At 51.9% G+C, this 16,975-nt stretch carries 14 protein-coding genes; 6 read left to right on the top strand and 8 right to left on the bottom strand.

The window, feature by feature from the left end:
* The first annotated feature begins 4 nt into the window (after nt 1–4).
* The 3 genes from RAL91_RS23635 (at nt 5) to RAL91_RS23645 (ending at nt 2,591) form a co-directional block, all read left to right on the top strand.
* Nucleotides 5–814 carry an amino acid ABC transporter permease gene (locus RAL91_RS23635; RefSeq protein ID WP_306258680.1) on the top strand — a complete coding sequence of 270 codons (810 nt, stop codon included), beginning with the start codon at nt 5–7 and terminating at the stop codon, nt 812–814.
* Entirely contained in the window at nt 801–1,544 is a 744-nt protein-coding gene (locus RAL91_RS23640) for an amino acid ABC transporter ATP-binding protein (protein WP_371932458.1), read from the top strand. The genes RAL91_RS23635 and RAL91_RS23640 overlap by 14 nt, the downstream gene beginning before the upstream one ends.
* A 123-nt stretch (nt 1,545–1,667) precedes the next feature.
* Nucleotides 1,668–2,591 carry a DMT family transporter gene (locus RAL91_RS23645; RefSeq protein ID WP_306258681.1) on the top strand — a complete coding sequence of 308 codons (924 nt, stop codon included), beginning with the start codon at nt 1,668–1,670 and terminating at the stop codon, nt 2,589–2,591.
* A 98-nt stretch (nt 2,592–2,689) separates the two neighbouring features.
* Here the strand turns inward: RAL91_RS23645 and RAL91_RS23650 are convergent, their stop codons facing one another.
* The 6 genes from RAL91_RS23650 to chvE form a co-directional block, all read right to left on the bottom strand.
* Entirely contained in the window at nt 2,690–3,613 is a 924-nt protein-coding gene (locus tag RAL91_RS23650) for a Gfo/Idh/MocA family protein (RefSeq protein ID WP_306258682.1), read from the bottom strand.
* Entirely contained in the window at nt 3,613–5,355 is a 1,743-nt protein-coding gene (araD, locus tag RAL91_RS23655) for an L-arabinonate dehydratase (RefSeq protein WP_306258683.1), read from the bottom strand. The genes RAL91_RS23650 and araD overlap by 1 nt, the downstream gene beginning before the upstream one ends.
* 4 nt (nt 5,356–5,359) lie before the next feature.
* Nucleotides 5,360–6,355 carry an AraD1 family protein gene (gene araD1 / locus RAL91_RS23660; protein WP_306258684.1) on the bottom strand — a complete coding sequence of 332 codons (996 nt, stop codon included), beginning with the start codon at nt 6,353–6,355 and terminating at the stop codon, nt 5,360–5,362.
* 3 nt (nt 6,356–6,358) lie between these two features.
* Nucleotides 6,359–7,603, bottom strand: coding sequence for a multiple monosaccharide ABC transporter permease (gene mmsB, locus RAL91_RS23665; protein WP_306258685.1), 1,245 nt, complete (start codon nt 7,601–7,603; stop codon nt 6,359–6,361).
* A gap of 11 nt (nt 7,604–7,614) precedes the next feature.
* Entirely contained in the window at nt 7,615–9,132 is a 1,518-nt protein-coding gene (gene mmsA, locus RAL91_RS23670) for a multiple monosaccharide ABC transporter ATP-binding protein (RefSeq protein ID WP_306258686.1), read from the bottom strand.
* A gap of 78 nt (nt 9,133–9,210) precedes the next feature.
* Nucleotides 9,211–10,287, bottom strand: coding sequence for a multiple monosaccharide ABC transporter substrate-binding protein (chvE, locus tag RAL91_RS23675; protein WP_306258687.1), 1,077 nt, complete (start codon nt 10,285–10,287; stop codon nt 9,211–9,213).
* A gap of 159 nt (nt 10,288–10,446) precedes the next feature.
* Here chvE and RAL91_RS23680 point away from each other — a divergent pair, with 159 nt between their 5' ends.
* Nucleotides 10,447–11,412 carry a LysR family transcriptional regulator gene (locus RAL91_RS23680; protein ID WP_306258688.1) on the top strand — a complete coding sequence of 322 codons (966 nt, stop codon included), beginning with the start codon at nt 10,447–10,449 and terminating at the stop codon, nt 11,410–11,412.
* Nucleotides 11,413–11,575: 163 nt separating this feature from the next.
* Here the strand turns inward: RAL91_RS23680 and RAL91_RS23685 are convergent, their stop codons facing one another.
* Entirely contained in the window at nt 11,576–12,598 is a 1,023-nt protein-coding gene (locus RAL91_RS23685) for an alpha/beta fold hydrolase (RefSeq protein WP_306258689.1), read from the bottom strand.
* Between the two features lie 134 nt (nt 12,599–12,732).
* On the opposite strand from RAL91_RS23685, the gene RAL91_RS23690 reads away from it, so the two are divergent.
* Both RAL91_RS23690 and RAL91_RS23695 read left to right on the top strand, forming a co-directional pair.
* Nucleotides 12,733–13,728, top strand: a complete 996-nt coding sequence (locus RAL91_RS23690) for an AraC family transcriptional regulator (protein ID WP_306258690.1) — start codon at nt 12,733–12,735, stop codon at nt 13,726–13,728.
* A gap of 322 nt (nt 13,729–14,050) precedes the next feature.
* Nucleotides 14,051–15,814, top strand: coding sequence for a peroxidase family protein (locus tag RAL91_RS23695; protein WP_306258691.1), 1,764 nt, complete (start codon nt 14,051–14,053; stop codon nt 15,812–15,814).
* Nucleotides 15,815–15,897: 83 nt separating this feature from the next.
* Here RAL91_RS23695 and RAL91_RS23700 read toward each other — a convergent pair whose 3' ends face one another.
* A complete protein-coding gene (locus RAL91_RS23700; protein ID WP_306258692.1) occupies nt 15,898–16,932 on the bottom strand; it encodes a hypothetical protein in 1,035 nt (344 codons plus the stop codon).
* Nucleotides 16,933–16,975: the final 43 nt, after the last annotated feature.

The raw sequence follows: 16,975 nt of genomic DNA on the forward strand, positions 1-16,975 counted from the left end.
CATTTTGAACAGACGTGAAGCATATGAGGCCCGCCAAAAGAAGCGGGCCTTAATAATTGCGACAATCAGCACGCTGCTTGTCGTCGCAATTGTCGTTATTTTTGTGCCCATGGCGCCGGGCTGGGAGCAGGTCAAGAAGAGTTTCTTTTCCGGCGAGATTTTTGTCCGTAGCTTTCCAAAAATGGCGAATGCATTTTTGCTGAATATTGCAATCTTTGCATGGTCGGCGCCATTGGTTGCTATCGTTGGCTTGCTCATCGCCCTTGCGCGATCAGTGCGGTCCCCTGCTTTGTTCCCATTGCGCATATTTGGTGCAGCCTATGTGGATATCTTCCGCGGGCTTCCGGTCGTCCTTGTCATTTATCTGATCGGATTTGGCATTCCTGGCCTTGGCCTCCCGCGTCCCTATAACAGTCCTTACATCTGGGGCACGGTGGCGCTGGTGCTGACCTATTCAGCCTATGTCGCGGAGATATTGCGCTCTGGCATTGAAAGTGTGCACGCAAGCCAACGGGCAGCAGGCCTTTCCTTAGGGATGAGCGAGCGCGCCGTCATGCGCGATATCGTGTTGCCACAGGCGATCCGCCGCGTCGTCCCCGCCAATATGAATATGCTGATCGCAATGCAAAAAGACGTGGCGCTGCTCAGCTTTATCGGACCCGTGGAAATTTTGCGCCAAGCCGGTATTTTCAAAAGCCTGTTTGCCAATTTCACGCCCTATGTGGTTGCAGCGGCAATTTTTCTGGTCGTAACAATCCCGGCAACGCGTTACGCGGATTACTTGATGAACAGGCAGCGTGATGCTCGAAGCTAAACCGAAATTACGCATGCGGGGTGTGGTCAAGAACTTTGGCGAACATGCGGTGTTACGTGGCATCGATCTGACTGTCGGTGAGGGCGAGATGGTGTGCCTGATTGGCGCATCGGGTTCCGGAAAATCTACCCTGTTGCGTTGTCTCAACGGCTTGGAACCGGTGGATGATGGCGAGATTTTCCTGGATAGTCTCGACATTGCAGAACCCGGCCTTGATCTTGGTCCGGTGCGTCAACGCATCGGCATTGTGTTTCAAAGCTTCAATCTGTTTCCGCATATGAACGCACTGGAAAATGTGCTGCTCGCCCCGCGCCGCGTACTTGGCAAAACCAAAGACCAGATGATGGGTGAAGCGGAAGCGCTGTTTACACGCTTCGGCTTGGCTGCACATATGCACAAATACCCCGATCAGCTTTCCGGCGGTCAACAGCAACGGGTGGCAATCATCCGCGCGCTGGCAATGAAGCCGGAAGTCATGCTGTTTGATGAAGTCACCTCAGCGCTCGACCCGGAACTGGTGGGCGAGGTTCTGGATGTCCTGCGCACCCTGCAAGCGGAGGGCATGACAATGATTTTAGCAACCCACGAAATGCGCTTTGCCCGCGATGTCGCTGATCGAATTTGCTTTATGGATGCCGGCATAATGCTGGAAGAAGGCACGCCCGACATCATTTTCTCCGCACCCAAAAACGAGCGCACAAAAGCATTTCTGAAGAGTATATTGGTTTAGAATTTGTGGCGGCTTTGCGAATGAATTTGCCCTGAGCGAAGGTCAATTTTGCTTGTAATCACGAGACCTTTTCACAAGAGCATTGAGTGTGTCGTTTGACGAATGATGACAGGAGACAAGCATTTGAGCTTTGAAGCAATTGGGAAACCCGCTCACGCGCGGATGATTGATTATTTCGCAATTTGGGTGCGCTCTACATTCCTCCAGGGACCAAGCAGGAGAACTTACACGCTCGTCGGTGGCGCAGTTGTGCTCTGGGCAAGTTGGCCTGCGCTCGCCACAATCGCCTTTCCAGCACCACCATTTCTGGTTTTGGGTTGTTCGGCTTTGGTTGGTTTCATTTTTTCATATCTTTTGGCTGTCCGGCAAAACCAGACGAAGACATTCTTTTCTGTTCGTCTCAGAACGATGGTGTTTGTTGCGGTTGGATTAATGGGGAACAATGCGTTCTATCTTGCTGCAATATCGCGAATAGGCCCTGCCGAAGCGAATGTCGTGCACTACCTTTGGCCAGTCTTCCTTGTTGCATTGGCCTCCATTCTCCACCGCCGCTCTCCGTCTCTGCTTCAGACCATCGGAATTGCGCTGGGATTTTGCGGTGTTGCGGTTGCTCTGTCTCCACAAATGGGCACCAGCCTTGATCTTCTTGGGGTCCTCCTCGGTGCATCGGGCGCGCTTACATTCGCGGTCTATTCTGTCGGAAGATCGTTCGCACGTGTTGAGACCAATGTAGTGGGACCTTCACTTGCTTTAGCCGGGATGGGTGCGTTGATTGCTCACGCCGTATTCGAGCCGCTTTATTGGCCAACGAGTGGTCAATGGGCTGCAATTGTACTTATGGGCATTGGGCCTTTCACCGTAGCAAACATTTTCTGGGACAAGGCCACCCGCGCGGGATCGGCCGCAACAATATCAAGTCTGGCTTTTCTGACGCCTCTGGTGGCGATAACACTGCTTGCGGTCTTGGGACTGGGCGCAGTCACAGCGGCGACCGTTGCGGGTGCGCTTCTTGCTATCATTGGAGCCTTTTTGAGCTCCCGTTCTTAGGAACGAGCATTGAAAAGAATTGCCCTGCTGAATGTCGCCCGCAGCCCCACGTTCCCATCATTGGGAACGCGGGACAGACAGTATGAACGCGGAAGGCATCAGAACTGGAAAGGCGCGACCGTCTTCCGCTTCCCGAGCGCACAGGCATCACAGACGTGGATCATTGGTGCCAGATCAACATCACTTTGGCCTGTTTCAAGCAACTTGGTCATACGGTTGTAAAGATTTGCATATTCGTGGTCCGAGCCTTCCACAACCATCTGCCCATCGATAGAAACCTGCGCACCACCAGCTGAAAGCTTCATGGAACCGTCATTTGTTTCTATGTCGATATCCCAAGTCTGAGGCCCCTCCTGCCGCCAGTCAAACACTGCATTCATCGGCGCAGCATCCGGATTTGCAAAATTCAAATCAGCAGCAATTGGTGTGTCCCGATTGTCCGGATATTCCAAAACAGCATCTGCCAGATGCACCTGATAAGGTAGAATTTCCGTCATGATCGACAGGGCGTTGATACCAGGGTCAAACACGCCCAGACCGCCCGGCTCCCAAATCCATTCCTGCCCCGGGTGCCAGCGTCTGACATCCTCTTTCCAGGTGATTTGAAAACGCTTTATAGTGCGCTTAGCAAGCCACGTCTTGGCCGCTGGCACACCATCGGCATAGCGCGAATGCCAAGTGGCAAACAGCGTGACGCCATTCTGCCTGGCGAGACGCTCAAGCGTGTAGCATTCAGCAAGGCTCTGTCCGGGCGGCTTTTCCAGCATCACATGACGGCCTGCTTCCAGCGCCTTGCGTGCGTAATCAAAACGTGGCTGCGGCGGGATTGAAAGCGAGATAACCTCTATGTCAGGCCGCTTGGCCAGCAACTCATCAATGGTCGAAAAGTGCTCCACACCATCAACGGATGCATTTCGGCTGACAGTGGCAGCCAGTTCCCACGCATCATCAGCTGCTATGGACGGAATATGCTGGTCTCGGGCAATTTTCCCGATTCCAACAAGAGCTACTTTGCGGCTCATCAGTGAGAATCCTTTCCAACTGCAGATCCACGACATCCTTTCAGGAAGTCAAAATCCGCGCCGGTATCTGCGCCTTCCACGTGGTCATGAAACAGTTTTGCATATCCACTTTCCGGCAATTCGTGATTGGGTGTCCATGAAGCCAGACGTTCCGTCAACTCGTCATCACTGATATCTAGGTGAATGCGGCGGGCAGCCACATCAAGTTCAATCATGTCTCCATTGCGAACAATGGCCAGCGGCCCACCAGCGGCGGCTTCCGGTGCTGTATGAAGCACAACTGTGCCATAGGCTGTGCCAGACATGCGCGCATCGGAAATGCGCACCATATCCGTGATGCCTTTTTTCAGAACCTTGGGCGGCAAGCCCATATTGCCAACCTCGGACATGCCGGGATAGCCTTTCGGTCCGCAATTCTTCAACACCATGATGCAGGTCTCATCGATGTCGAGTTGATCATCGTCGATCTTCGCCTTGTAATCATCAATGTCTTCAAAAACGACGGCCCGCCCCCGATGCTTCAGCAAAGAAGGTGTCGCGGCAGATGGTTTCAGAACAGCGCCATTTGGTGCCAGATTGCCACGCAGGACAGCAATGCCGCCCTGATCGGTCAGCGCCTGTTCAACCGGGCGAATAACGTCCTCGTCCCAGTTTCTGGCGCCATTGACTTCATCCCAAACGGTTTCGCCCGAAACGGTCAGTGCATCCTTGTGCAGCTTTCCGCCCTCACCCAGCATTTTCAGGACAACCGGCAGGCCGCCTGCATAGAAGAACTCCTCCATCAGATATTTGCCCGATGGCATGAGATTGACTATCGTCGGAATATCCTTGCCGCAACGGTCCCAGTCATCAAGGGTCAGATCAATACCGACCCGCCCGGCAAGCGCCAGCAGATGCACCACAGCATTGGTTGACCCGCCGATGGCACCATTGGTGCGAATGGCATTTTCAAAGGCTTCTTTGGTCATGATGTCAGACGGTTTCAAATCATCCTTGACCATTTGAACGATGCGCCGTCCCGTGATTTGCGCCATCACACGACGGCGGGAATCCACAGCCGGAATGGCTGCATTGCCTGAAAGCGCCATGCCAAGCGCCTCCGCCATGGAGGCCATCGTCGAAGCTGTTCCCATTGTATTGCAGGTGCCCGATGAGCGAGACATGGATTGCTCGGCTTCCAGAAATTCCTCCTGGTTCATCTCACCGGCCTTCACCGCTTCGGAGAATTTCCAGAGATGTGTGCCTGACCCCACACGCTCGCCACGGAACCAGCCATTCAGCATCGGGCCACCAGTGACGACAATTGAGGGAATATCTGTCGAGGCTGCGCCCATCAAAAGGGAAGGCGTGGTCTTGTCACAACCAACAAGCAGCACCGCGCCATCAATTGGCTGGCCACGCATGGCCTCCTCAACCGCCATAGCGGCCAGATTTCGATACATCATGGCTGTTGGGCGAAACGTATTTTCAGACGCTGAGAACACAGGGACTTCAAGCGGAAATCCGCCTGCTTCCCAGACACCCGCCTTCACCTTCTCGGCCAGTTCGCGCAAATGGCCGTTGCAAGGCGTCAGATCGGACCATGTGTTCATGATGCCAATAATCGGTCGGCCATCGAACAGATCATGTGGATAGCCCTGGTTCTTCAACCAGCCACGATGGTAGATCGTGTCACGAGACGTGCCACCATACCATTTCTGGGAACGCAATTGACGGGGCCATTTGGCGGGTTTGAATGTCATGAGCCTAAAGTGCTTTCACTTGGAATGCTGCATCGCTTTTGTCAGCAACAGCGAGCGGGTTACGTAATGGCAGGCCAAAACCCGGAGCCTTGATCTCGAATTCATCACCCGCTTCACAGCGGATATTGTCGGCAAAGGACAGGGTTGCCGTGCCGAACATGTGAACGTGAATATCGCCGGGATGGCGGAAGAGTTCGTATTTGAAATGATGGTGCTCAAGGTTCGCAATGGTGTGGGACATGTTGCCCTCTCCAGACAGGAATGGCTTGGACCACATGACCTCGCCATTGCGCAAAATGGAACTGGTGCCCCGAATATCATTCGGCAGATCATCGACCAGTATTTCAGGACCGAAAGAGGCATCCCGCAGTTTGGAATGGGCAAGGTAAAGGTAATTGACCCGCTCCATCACATGATCTGAAAATTCATTGGAAAGCGCAAAACCGACCCGGTAGGGCATTCCGGTATCGCCGACAACATAGATGCCGGCGATCTCGGGCTCTTCGCCACCATCATCAGCAAACGGAAGCGCCTTCAGCGCTCCACCCGGTGCAATCGCCGTGGTGCCGTTCCCCTTGTAGAACCATTCCGGTTGCACACCTGCCTGTCCGGCTTCCGGCTTTCCAGCTTCCAGACCCATTTTGAACATCTTCATGGAATCGGTCACCTTTTCCGCTTCCACGGAATTGGCTGCATGCATGGCATCGCGTGTCGAGGCTGACCCAAGATGCGTCAGGCCGGTTCCCGTCAAAATCATATGAGCCGGATCGTCATGATGGATCGGCAACAACACTCTGCCTTCTGCCGCCAGCGCCTCAAGATCAACGGACGATCCCAAAGAGTGCGCGCGAACACAATTGGAAAGCGACAGGCCTTCCCGGATCGCCTTTTGAGCCAGCTCATATGTGCTGGCCACATTTTCAACAATCGACGCCTCTGTGCCATTTCGCACAACAACACTGACGCCGCCTGAACTGTTTTGAATCTGTGAAAGAAGCATGCGTCACCCTTGCTTGTTTTTATTGTAAACGTCGAAAATAACCGCAGCGAGCAACACCAGGCCTTTGATCATCTGCTGAAAATCTATACCGATTCCCATGATGGACATGCCGTTGTTCAGAACGCCCATCAAAAACGCGCCGACAACTGCGCCAATGATTGTGCCAACACCACCGGACATGGAAGCACCGCCAATAAAGACCGCAGCAATCACATCAAGTTCCAGAGCAAAGCCCGCCTTGGGTGTTGCGGTGTTCAGTCGCGCGGCAAAAACCAGACCGGCGGCGGCGGCCAGAAAGCCCATATTCATGAACGCCAGAAACGTGAGGCGCTCGGTTTTGATACCGGACAGTTTGGCAGCTTTCACATTGCCACCAAGAGCGTAAATCCTGCGGCCGATAACCGTGCTTTCTGTCAGGAAGGTGTAAATTACGGTCAGTACGCCCATGGTCAGAAGAACATTTGGCAGACCGCGAAATTGAGCCAGCTTGTAGGTGACGAAAACAAGGGCAGCGGCCACAATAAAGGTACGGGCAACAAAGATGATTTGCGGTTCTTCATTCATGCCATAGGACTGGTTCAGCGCACGCGTGCGAACTCCCATCCAGACAATCAACGCTGCCGCGACAACACCGGAGGCAACCGCCAATGTATTGATCTGGCGGACGTCAAAGAACTCGGCAATGCTTGTACCGATACCGGCAGGAAAGATATCAGGCAGAAAGCCTGTGGCAATAATCTGAAATTCACGCGGAAACGGACCAACTGATTGCCCTTCCAGAAGCCATAGAGAAAGCCCCCTGAACACCAGCATGCCCGCAAGGGTCACAATGAAGGACGGTATCCGCCAATAGGCAACCCAATAGCCCTGAGCAGCGCCAATGGCTGCCCCGGTGGCAAGACAGATCACCGTCGTCAAATAGATATTGACGTCATAATTGACGATCAAAACAGCCGCAAGAGCCCCGACAAATCCCATCACCGAGCCGACTGACAGATCGATATGGCCGGCCACAATGACAATCAACATGCCAAGCGCCATGATGATAATGTAGGAATTCTGCAGCAGCAGATTGGTGACATTGATCGCACGCAGCAACGTGCCTTCTGTGACGATCTGGAAAAACACCATCACGGCAATCAGCGCCAGCAACAAACCATACTGCCTCAGATTGGCAGACAGATAATGGCTGATGCTTTTTTCATTTGCAGAAGAGGGTGCGGTTGGCTCGCTATTTGCCACGTTCATCCTGGGTCTTTCTATTCGTTGACAATGAGCGACATGATGCGCTCCTGGCTTGCTTCTGCGGCAGACAATTGGCCGACAAGTTCGCCCTCATTCATGACGTAAATCCTGTCGCACATACCAAGCAGTTCCGGCATTTCCGATGAAATCATCACAACGCCTTTTCCCTGCTCCGCCAATTCGTTGATAATCGTGTAAATTTCGTATTTTGCGCCCACATCAATACCGCGCGTTGGCTCATCCAGAATCAGCACTTCAGGTTCGGTGAAAAGCCATTTTGCCAGGACAACTTTCTGCTGGTTGCCGCCAGACAGATTCACCGTTTTCTGGAACACCGAAGGTGTCCGGATTGCAAGCGCCTCGCGGTACTTCTCGGCGACTTTCGTTTCTTCATTCTTTTTCAGAATTGACCCCACCGCAACGGCTTCAAGGTTTGCCAGCGTCGTGTTGAACTGAATGCTCTCATCCAGCACAAGACCAAGCGATTTACGGTCTTCGGTGACGTAGGAGATACCGGCAGAAATGGCGCGGTCCACGGAGCTGACGTCGACTTCCGCCCCGTTCAGTTTGACACTGCCCGAAATTTTTCTTCCATAGGATCGGCCGAAGATGGACATGGCAAGTTCGGTGCGGCCCGACCCCATTAATCCGGCAATACCGACAACTTCTCCGGCTCTGACATTGAAAGCAGTGTTCTTGATGACTTGCCGCTCAAGGTGCTCGGGATGCCAGACGTCCCAGTTTTCCACTTCCAGAAGCATTTTTCCAGGAGAGCGTTTATGCTGGGGAAACCGGTGTGTCATATCCCGGCCGACCATATCGCGCACGATATCGTCTTCACTGAAACCGGCTTTTGCGTTGAGTTTGGAAACCGTCGTTCCATCACGAATGACGGTCACAGTGTCGGCCACGTAGCGCACTTCGCCCAGTTTGTGGGAAATGATAATGCTGGTGACGCCCTGGGTCTTCAACTCCAGCATCAGGTCCAGAAGCTTACGGCTGTCATTTTCCTGCAAGGCTGCTGTTGGCTCATCCAGAATGAGCAGCTTCACATCCTTGGACAGCGCCTTTGCAATCTCCACAAGCTGCTGCTTGCCAACGCCAATACCATCTACTTTGGTTGTCGGCGCTTCAACAAGGCCAACCTTGGCCAGAAGCTCTTCGGTGCGTCTGTTTGTTTCGTGCCAGTTTATGACACCGTGTTTTGCGCGCTCATTGCCCAGAAAAATGTTTTCGGCAATTGAGAGCTGAGGAACCAGGGCAAGTTCCTGATGAATGATGATAATGCCGTGATTTTCTGAATCGCTTATATCCCGAAACCGGGCCGGCTTGCCATCATAGATGATCTCGCCCTCATACTGTCCGTGCGGATAGACACCGGACAGCACTTTCATCAAGGTGGACTTACCCGCACCATTCTCGCCAACAACAGCGTGAATTTCGCCTTGTGACACCGTCAGATTGACCTGATCCAGCGCCTTAACGCCCGGAAACGTCTTGGTAATGTCACGCATTTCAAGAAGCGAAGACATGGGCGGCCTACATGTTTTGTTGAAAGCGGAGATACGCCCGACCACGATTAACGCAGCCGGGCGCAGGGAGGAAACAGATTACTTGATCTGGTCCATTGTGTAGTAACCGCTGCCAATCAGGATTTCTTCCCAATTGGAACCATCGACTGAAACAGGCTCCAGCAGATAGGACGGGATAACTTTCACACCATTATCGTATGTGGAGGTGTTGTTAATCTCAGGCTCGCCACCACCAAGCAGGGCATCAACCATACCAACAGTGACACGGGCAAGTTCACGGGTATCTTTGAAAACCGTTGAATATTGCTCGCCTGCAAGGATTGATTTGACGGAAGGCACTTCAGCATCCTGACCGGATACGATTGGCATCTTCTGATCGCCAGAGCCGTAACCGACACCTTTCAAAGACGACAGAATACCAATGGAAAGACCGTCATACGGGGACAATACTCCATGGATTTCCTTGTCGGTGTAATGGGCAGACAGAAGGTTATCCATCCGTGCCTGAGCAACAGCGCCATCCCAACGCAGTGTACCAACTGTATCCATACCCATCTGGCCGGATACGACGTTGACAGTACCCGCATCAATCAGGGGCTGGAGCACGCTCATGCCACCATCATAGAAGAAATAGGCGTTGTTATCATCCGGCGATCCGCCGAACAGTTCAACATTGTATGGTCCGTCGCCAAAACGTGCTTTCAGACCATCGACCAGTGATGTCGCCTGCTGAACGCCAACCTTGAAATTATCGAACGTCGCGTAATAATCAACATTTCCGCTGTCACGGATCAGGCGATCATAGGCAATGACCTTGATGCCGGCAGCTGCAGCGTTTTCAAGCGCATTTGAAAGGGTCGTGCCGTCAATAGCTGCGATCACAAGCACGTCGGCGCCCTTGGTGATCATGTTTTCAATTTGAGCCAGCTGATTTGGAATATCATCTTCTGCATATTGAAGGTCGGTTTCGTAACCGGCTGCCTCAAACTGCTCGACCATGGAATTGCCGTCGGAAATCCAACGCGCTGAAGACTTGGTGGGCATCGCAATGCCGATTGTGCCTTTGTCCTGAGCAAATGCTGATCCGACTACAGGTCCGGAAACAGCAGTTGCCACGGCGGCGACAGCCACCAGGCTTTTTGTAAATAGGTTCATTTTTTCCTCCAGTGGTCAGCGCAACGCGACCACATAATTGCAAATTACAGCATCTGGCAACGCTCTGCGGCGTGTCCCGATGGGCAGAGAGTGAACGCGCTTTACATACCGGTCAAATCATTTAAGGCTATGTATATATACCGAAAAAGAAATGTGAGAGTGCTGCAATTGCCGATAGATTTGCTGCGACAAGGCTTGAAGCTGTCACATCTGCGTTTAGCGGCCGCTTTGGGTGAAGGTGTCGGCATTTCAGTTGCGGCCAACAAATTGGGCATCACACAACCTGCCGCATCCAGGCTTGCCTCTGAGCTGGAGCGCCTGTGCGGCACAAATATCTACACCCGCACCGGTCGCGGGATTGAGCTGACCGAAGCTGGTAGAAATTTTGCCCATCGCAGTGCGCGCGTCCTGCGCGAAATTGGAGATGCGGGCCGGGAGATCAACGAAATCGGTCAGGGCCTGAGCGGACAAGTCACATTTGGCTCCGTCACCGGTCCGTCAATTGACTACGCGATCCCCTCAATTCGCCGCCTCAGGCTGAGCTACCCCAACATCTCAATCGGGATTGAGGTCGCTGCCAGCGATGTCCTGATCTCTCTGTTACAGGAAGGCCGTCTTGATTTTGCCCTGTGCCGCATTCCACCCAATGTGGATGCCAGTCGTTTCCGGCAGATACCCAAACTGGAAGAACCGATCAGTTTTGTCGCCCGTAAAGGACATCCATTGGCCAAGCCGGATTTTGTGGCCTCAACCGACGCATTGCTTCTATACGACTGGATTATACCAAAACCGGGAACCATATTGCGAACCACGGTGGAGCGCGCATTGCGTCATAAAAACAAGGACCTGCCCCAGCGCACTCTGACCACGTCATCCTATCTGTTTACGCTGGCGCTGGTGCGCCAGACAAACGGAATTGCACCCATTGCTAGCAGCGTGGCCCGAAGCTTTGCCAGTGACGTTGGAAACCAGTCTGACATCGTCATTCTGACAACCGAATTTTCTGTATCCGTGGAACCATACGCGCTTGTTATGAGCGCAGACACTGAGCTGACGCCAGCGGCTGAAACCGTCCTTGGCGAAATCAACCGAACATTTGAAAATGAACAGAAATCTGTGGCCTGATCAGATTTTTATCGACGGTTCCCGAAAGTCGAGAAAATTCTTTCAACAAGAGCCCTGATGATTGCGCATCAAGGCTCTTGATGTCGGTTTTACAAAGACAAGCGTAACGCCGTCATGAGGTCAAATATGGAAAAGATGCGCTCGCAGGCAATCAGCAAAATGTCTACTTTATAAATTCAGCAATTGTCTCAATGACGACCTTGTGAAGTTTGGCGCGATCAGTGCCGGCAGGATCACTGCAAATCGGATCTTCACTTTCAGCTTTCAGCAGTTTTTCGGCATCCGGCTTGCACTCGGCCAGAAATGAGAAATGACTTCCCTGCTCGATTTCAACATAGGTGGCGTTTGCAAGTTTTTCTCCCAGGTTACTGCCATTCGGGCCCATATCAATTGCTTTCCAGCGACTGTCGTTGTCGCCGAAATTGATCAATTGTATGGGCAGCTGGTTGCCTTCAACCGTCTCTTTTTGAAAGGCATAACTCATCCCCGGTTCAATCGCTATGGCAGCAGAAACGCGGTCGTCGCGCAGTACTGAATTGAAGTCGGCCTGCGGAAGTGCCTCGAAATCAACACCACCCTTTTTAAAGAAAAGACAGTCTTGTGCCGCCTCGCCAAACCTGTCGCAATAATTGACATAAGCCTGCTTGTCCGTGCGCAGACCGGCAAGATGAAGGGCGGTCAAACCACCAAGCGAAAAACCCATGGAATAAATGCGATCCCGATCAACGTTTTTTGCAAGCGGGTCATTTGCCAGAAAAGCATCAAGCAAGGCCGTCAGGTCCCTGGCCCGCTCCCATACTTTGATCGAGCGGCGCGGCGAGCTGTCGCCCGAAGTGCTGCCTGGGTGATTCACCGCCAAAATCATCATGCCTTTTTGCGCAAGGCCGGACGAAAGCCAGCTGATCGTATCCATATTGCCGCCCGACCCGTGTGACAGGATCAAAAGCGGATAATTTCCTTCAGCAATCGCAGCGCCAATATAGGCCCTGCTGCCTTTGAAAATTGCATTGTCGCCCACCAGGCCCTGATAGGTTTTGCGGCCCGCAGGATACCAGATTGAAGCAGAGATTTTTTCAGCGCGGTGCGGTGCCTCAAATGTGAATTTGTCATATCCGGCCAAGTCTGCCGTTGTGCCAGTCGAAGCGGATAAGACAAGGCCGAGCGCTGCAGTGATGAGAGTTTTCATGGCGTTTCCTTTCAATGGGTCATGTGCCGCCCTGAAATTGAAACTGCTCAAAGGAAAATACGTCCTCTATCCGGATTTAGGTCGAGTAAAACCGGTTTTCGGTCTATGCGTGACCGGAAACTTTTGGAGATTCTATGCCCGTTCTGCCGATCCCGCTTGTGGTAGCTCTCATACTGGGGTTTCTCTTCGTCCGTGCTTTGTTCGTGCGTGACAAATCATGGTTGTTTTTGGCCCTGATCGTAAGCTGTGCCATCCAAAGTGTGGTGATTTCCCTAAACCAGCATTACGGCTTCACGGTTTTCCACTTTGTTCAACCAGTCACGGCAAGCCTGGTGCCGCCACTTGCTTATCTTGCGTTCAAAAGCTCCGCTTTGAAGCAGCTTAGTTGGTCAACCGACTTAGTTCATTTGCTTGGACCAGCCTTTATCGCCTTTTGCGTCTGGCTGGCCCCTGTGGCGCTGGACGTCGCAGTATCGGCTATGTTTATCGGCTACGGCGGATACATGATCTGGCGCATGTGGAATGGCCGCGACAGCCTGCTGCTGACCAAACTGGATGCAGACCAGACACCGCTGATCATATGGCGCGCAATTGCAGTTGCGCTGATGCTCTCGGCATTCAGTGACATCTTGATTATTGCCGATCAGATATTTGGCAGCGGCACTTTAAGACCATGGATTGTATCCGTGTTCTCTTCCCTGACATTGCTGGTTCTTGGCCTGCTTAGCCTGTCAAAAGGCATTGAAGGCGTAAGCGACAGCCATGTTCCGGATGTGAAGGAGCCAACAGAAATCCGCGCAGAAGATGTCGCAATTGCAAACAGACTTCAGGATTTGATAATGCGGGAAAAACTGTTTCTTGATCCGGATCTGACCATCGGTCGGTTGTCACGCAGGCTAGGCATTCCCTCAAAGCAGCTCTCTGCTGCGATCAACAAATCAACCGGCGAAAACATTTCCCGGTATATAAACCGGTTTCGCATTGATTACGCCTGCAGCCAGATGGTTGATGGCAAGCCTGTAACAACCGCAATGTATGACAGCGGTTTTAATACCAAGTCCAATTTCAATCGGGAGTTCTTGCGCATCAAGGGCTGTGCGCCAAGAGACTATATCAGTTTGAATTCCTGAAAAGACACTCTGAGCACTCCGTCGCTGTAAAGCGGGCATTATTCGCCAGGACCAGTTCATCTGCCGCGACATCAAAGTCTTTGATGATGTCACGGCCAAACCGTCCCTTGCAGACACGTTTGTCTGCACCCTGCCCATCAAGCAACGCTCATAGCAGGCACCACGCCGGAAACTCTATCTGGCAAAAGTGCTAATAACGGGTCAGAGTTGACATTTAGCCGTATATGCAACCTAAAATGAGAAACAGTGTCGGGTTTCTTTAACGGCAGCCAGAGAAATCCGCAGGCACTCATGAGACCGGCCTGAGTTTGGGAGATGGAAAATGAGCGTGTTGGAAAGACTGACCAAGCTTGCAAAAGACATTCTCCAAAACATTCTGGGCATAGTGTCGGAGACGGTCAAATTCGTATTGAGCATCTTTTTCCAATTTGTTCCGTTGACCAGTCTGGCGCTGTGGTTCAAATCTAAATTCCCGAAGGCATGGGCCTATTTGATCTCCATTGATCTCATCAAAAAATCGATCAGCAGAGCCGCATTCCGACGATTTGGACGTAATACGGCACCCCGACCCCATGCCTTCACAATGGCTGCGGATTACACATCGTGGAATGGGTTGATAGACCGCAGGTTCACTGCCCGCCACCTGGGTGTCGACCCGGAATATGGACACCGAAAACAGCCCGATGCCGATCGTATTGTTGACATGTTTATGCGCGGGCCGGATGCGGATAATCCGGGCACACAAATTGACGATTTGCGTTCAACGCTTCTATTCGCATCGTTCGCCCAATGGTTCACTGACAGCTTTTTGCGCACATCCCACGCTTTCAAATTCAAGAAATCGGATGGCACCGTCATAAGAGCAAAAGACGGATCTCTGATGCGTCTGGCAGACCGAGAGAAAAAGAACGATTCAAATCATGAAATTGATCTCTGTCAGATTTACGGCATGAATGAAGACCAGACACACCTTCTGCGTTCCCACAAGGATGGGTGTCTGAAATCACAGAAAGGCAAAGATGGCGAATATCCGGCATTCCTTCTTGCGCGCGCTCCAGGATCAAAAAGTGAGAAGCTTTCAATACACGAGGAGTTCAAGGACCTTCACCCTGATGAGCGAATTCTGCGCTCCATCTTCCTGAAAGCCGGCGGCAATGACGGTGGTTATGAGACATTGTTCGCAGCGGGACTGGAACACTCCAATGCAACTATCGGCAATTCATTGATGAATGTGATTTTCCTGCGAGAACACAATCGAATTGCACGCGAGATAGCAAAAAAACACCCGGAATTTGAAGATGAAGAGGTCTTCCAGAAAACACGCAATACAATGATTGTCATATTGTTGAAGATCGTGATTTCAGATTACATCCGTCACATTTCACCGCTGGACCTGCCATTGGAATTCCAGCCGGGGTTGGCCGAAAAGGAAACATGGTATCGAACCAATCGCATCCATATGGAATTCAATATTCTGTATCGGTGGCATGGTCTTGTGCCGACGCGTTTTCCCTTCATGGAAGAGCCGGATAATCCGGCAGCCTTTCGCCACAACAACAAATGGTTGATGGATCAGGGCGTTGCCGCTGCCGTCACACATATGTCGAATGAAAAAGCCGGAAAAATGATCATCGGCAACACGCCCTGGTTTCTGCGTGGCGTGAAACAGGACACAATGAAGCTGATGCGGGCAGCACGGCTGATGCCTTACAACGCCTATCGAAAACGCTTCGACCTTTCGGAAGCCAAATCATTTGAGGATATCAACGATGATCCGGAAATAGCCGCAAAGCTGAAAGACTTGTATGAAGGCGAGATCGAGGATGTGGAATGGTATGTGGGCATGTGTGCGGAAAAGCACGGCCCCAACCAGATTATGGGTGATCTCATGCTGCAAATGGTCGCTCATGACGCGTTCACACACGCCTTGACCAACCCGCTACTGTCGAATGCTGTGTTTACCGAAAAAACCTTCAGCCCTGCCGGATGGGACATCCTGAACAACACCCGGTCTCTGCGGCAAATCATTGAACGTGTTGTGCCCGCCAACACCGAGTTGCGCTGCAGTTTTTCCAGCTCTCAATAGAGGCAGATTTCAGGCCTGGCTTTCAGCGCCAACTGAGCCGTACGACACAGCGCAGCGGCAGCAAAAGGCGGGGCACTTGAATGCTAATTATCGTCAGTTGGAACCCAATTTCCGAACCAGGCAAAGTTCAATGCCTCCAGTTGAAACTGACAGGCCAGCTTTATGTTTTCAACCATCGGCCCATTATGTCGGCTGCAGATATTGTAGAGCTTCCAGAATTTCATCTTGTTGATATGGGAAAGCGTTTCAAAAAACTCATCAGAGCCTTTGCCAAGCGTTGGCCGTACATGTTTTCTGAAATTGTTGACCGGAATCATCGGATCAGCACGGTCTCCAAGCAGCAGAAACGATATATCTACTTTCGAGCCGGTTTGACTGATTTGAGGCACACTTGATTTGTCATCGGTAAGGTTGGTCTCATGTGTTGCATTCCTGACATTGATCGTGCGCGCACCATCACGTGTCGTGACGCTGTAAAGATCGCTGAATGCGCGCCTTTCCCGGCATGGGAAACCATAATTGACAAACCGCGTCCAGGCGTCGCTTGCATTATAGGAAGCCAGTATTTCTGACTGACTTGATCCCTTCAGCAAAACCCCCTTGTCAGTGCTCTTGAATGAGAAACCCTTGGGGTGGTGATTCAGCAGCTCAAAAAACGCAAATGAAACATTCCGTCCATTGTGTTGATAATGACGGCTGGAAATGAATTGAGCCAGGATTTGGGCATCCGTCGGCTTTTCAAAAATGTTCCTGAAGTAAAATTTGTCTTTCAGAAGGTTTCGGAGTTCATCGGGTAATTTGTAAAGGCCAACCAGAAAATTTTCGGCCTCTGCCCTGCCACCCTTCCAGGAAATACGCGCGTTATAATCATCAATAAATGCGCGGACCTTCGGCAAAACATCAGCCGTCTTAGCCAGAACCAATTGAGAACCTCGTAACTCAAATTGGTCAGAATCCACGAGCACTGTATCGGGAACAAACAGCTTGAACGGCTGGTCTGGTACTATTGGAAAAAGCCCACGCCGCCCATTTTCCACACGCAAAACAACATTGTCGGCAATACCGCCAACCGCCCTGAAAGATGACAGGATGTCGTACCAATCTGTATCAACGGTCAATCCGACAAGACCTTTCAAAAGAAATGTGCAATCGCGCGCTTTG

It is taken from the genome of Pararhizobium sp. IMCC21322 (assembly GCF_030758295.1).
GTDB lineage: Bacteria > Pseudomonadota > Alphaproteobacteria > Rhizobiales.

Excerpts from the sequence above, each read along its gene's own strand:
- araD1 (WP_306258684.1), bottom strand. The coding sequence starts at position 6,355 with ATGCTTCTTTCACAGATTCAAAACAGTTCAGGCGGCGTCAGTGTTGTT.
- chvE (WP_306258687.1), bottom strand. The coding sequence starts at position 10,287 with ATGAACCTATTTACAAAAAGCCTGGTGGCTGTCGCCGCCGTGGCAACT.
- RAL91_RS23650 (WP_306258682.1), bottom strand. The coding sequence starts at position 3,613 with ATGAGCCGCAAAGTAGCTCTTGTTGGAATCGGGAAAATTGCCCGAGAC.
- RAL91_RS23695 (WP_306258691.1), top strand. The coding sequence starts at position 14,051 with ATGAGCGTGTTGGAAAGACTGACCAAGCTTGCAAAAGACATTCTCCAA.
- RAL91_RS23640 (WP_371932458.1), top strand. The coding sequence starts at position 801 with ATGCTCGAAGCTAAACCGAAATTACGCATGCGGGGTGTGGTCAAGAAC.
- RAL91_RS23685 (WP_306258689.1), bottom strand. The coding sequence starts at position 12,598 with ATGAAAACTCTCATCACTGCAGCGCTCGGCCTTGTCTTATCCGCTTCG.
- mmsB (WP_306258685.1), bottom strand. The coding sequence starts at position 7,603 with ATGAACGTGGCAAATAGCGAGCCAACCGCACCCTCTTCTGCAAATGAA.
- RAL91_RS23690 (WP_306258690.1), top strand. The coding sequence starts at position 12,733 with ATGCCCGTTCTGCCGATCCCGCTTGTGGTAGCTCTCATACTGGGGTTT.
- mmsA (WP_306258686.1), bottom strand. The coding sequence starts at position 9,132 with ATGTCTTCGCTTCTTGAAATGCGTGACATTACCAAGACGTTTCCGGGC.
- araD (WP_306258683.1), bottom strand. The coding sequence starts at position 5,355 with ATGACATTCAAACCCGCCAAATGGCCCCGTCAATTGCGTTCCCAGAAA.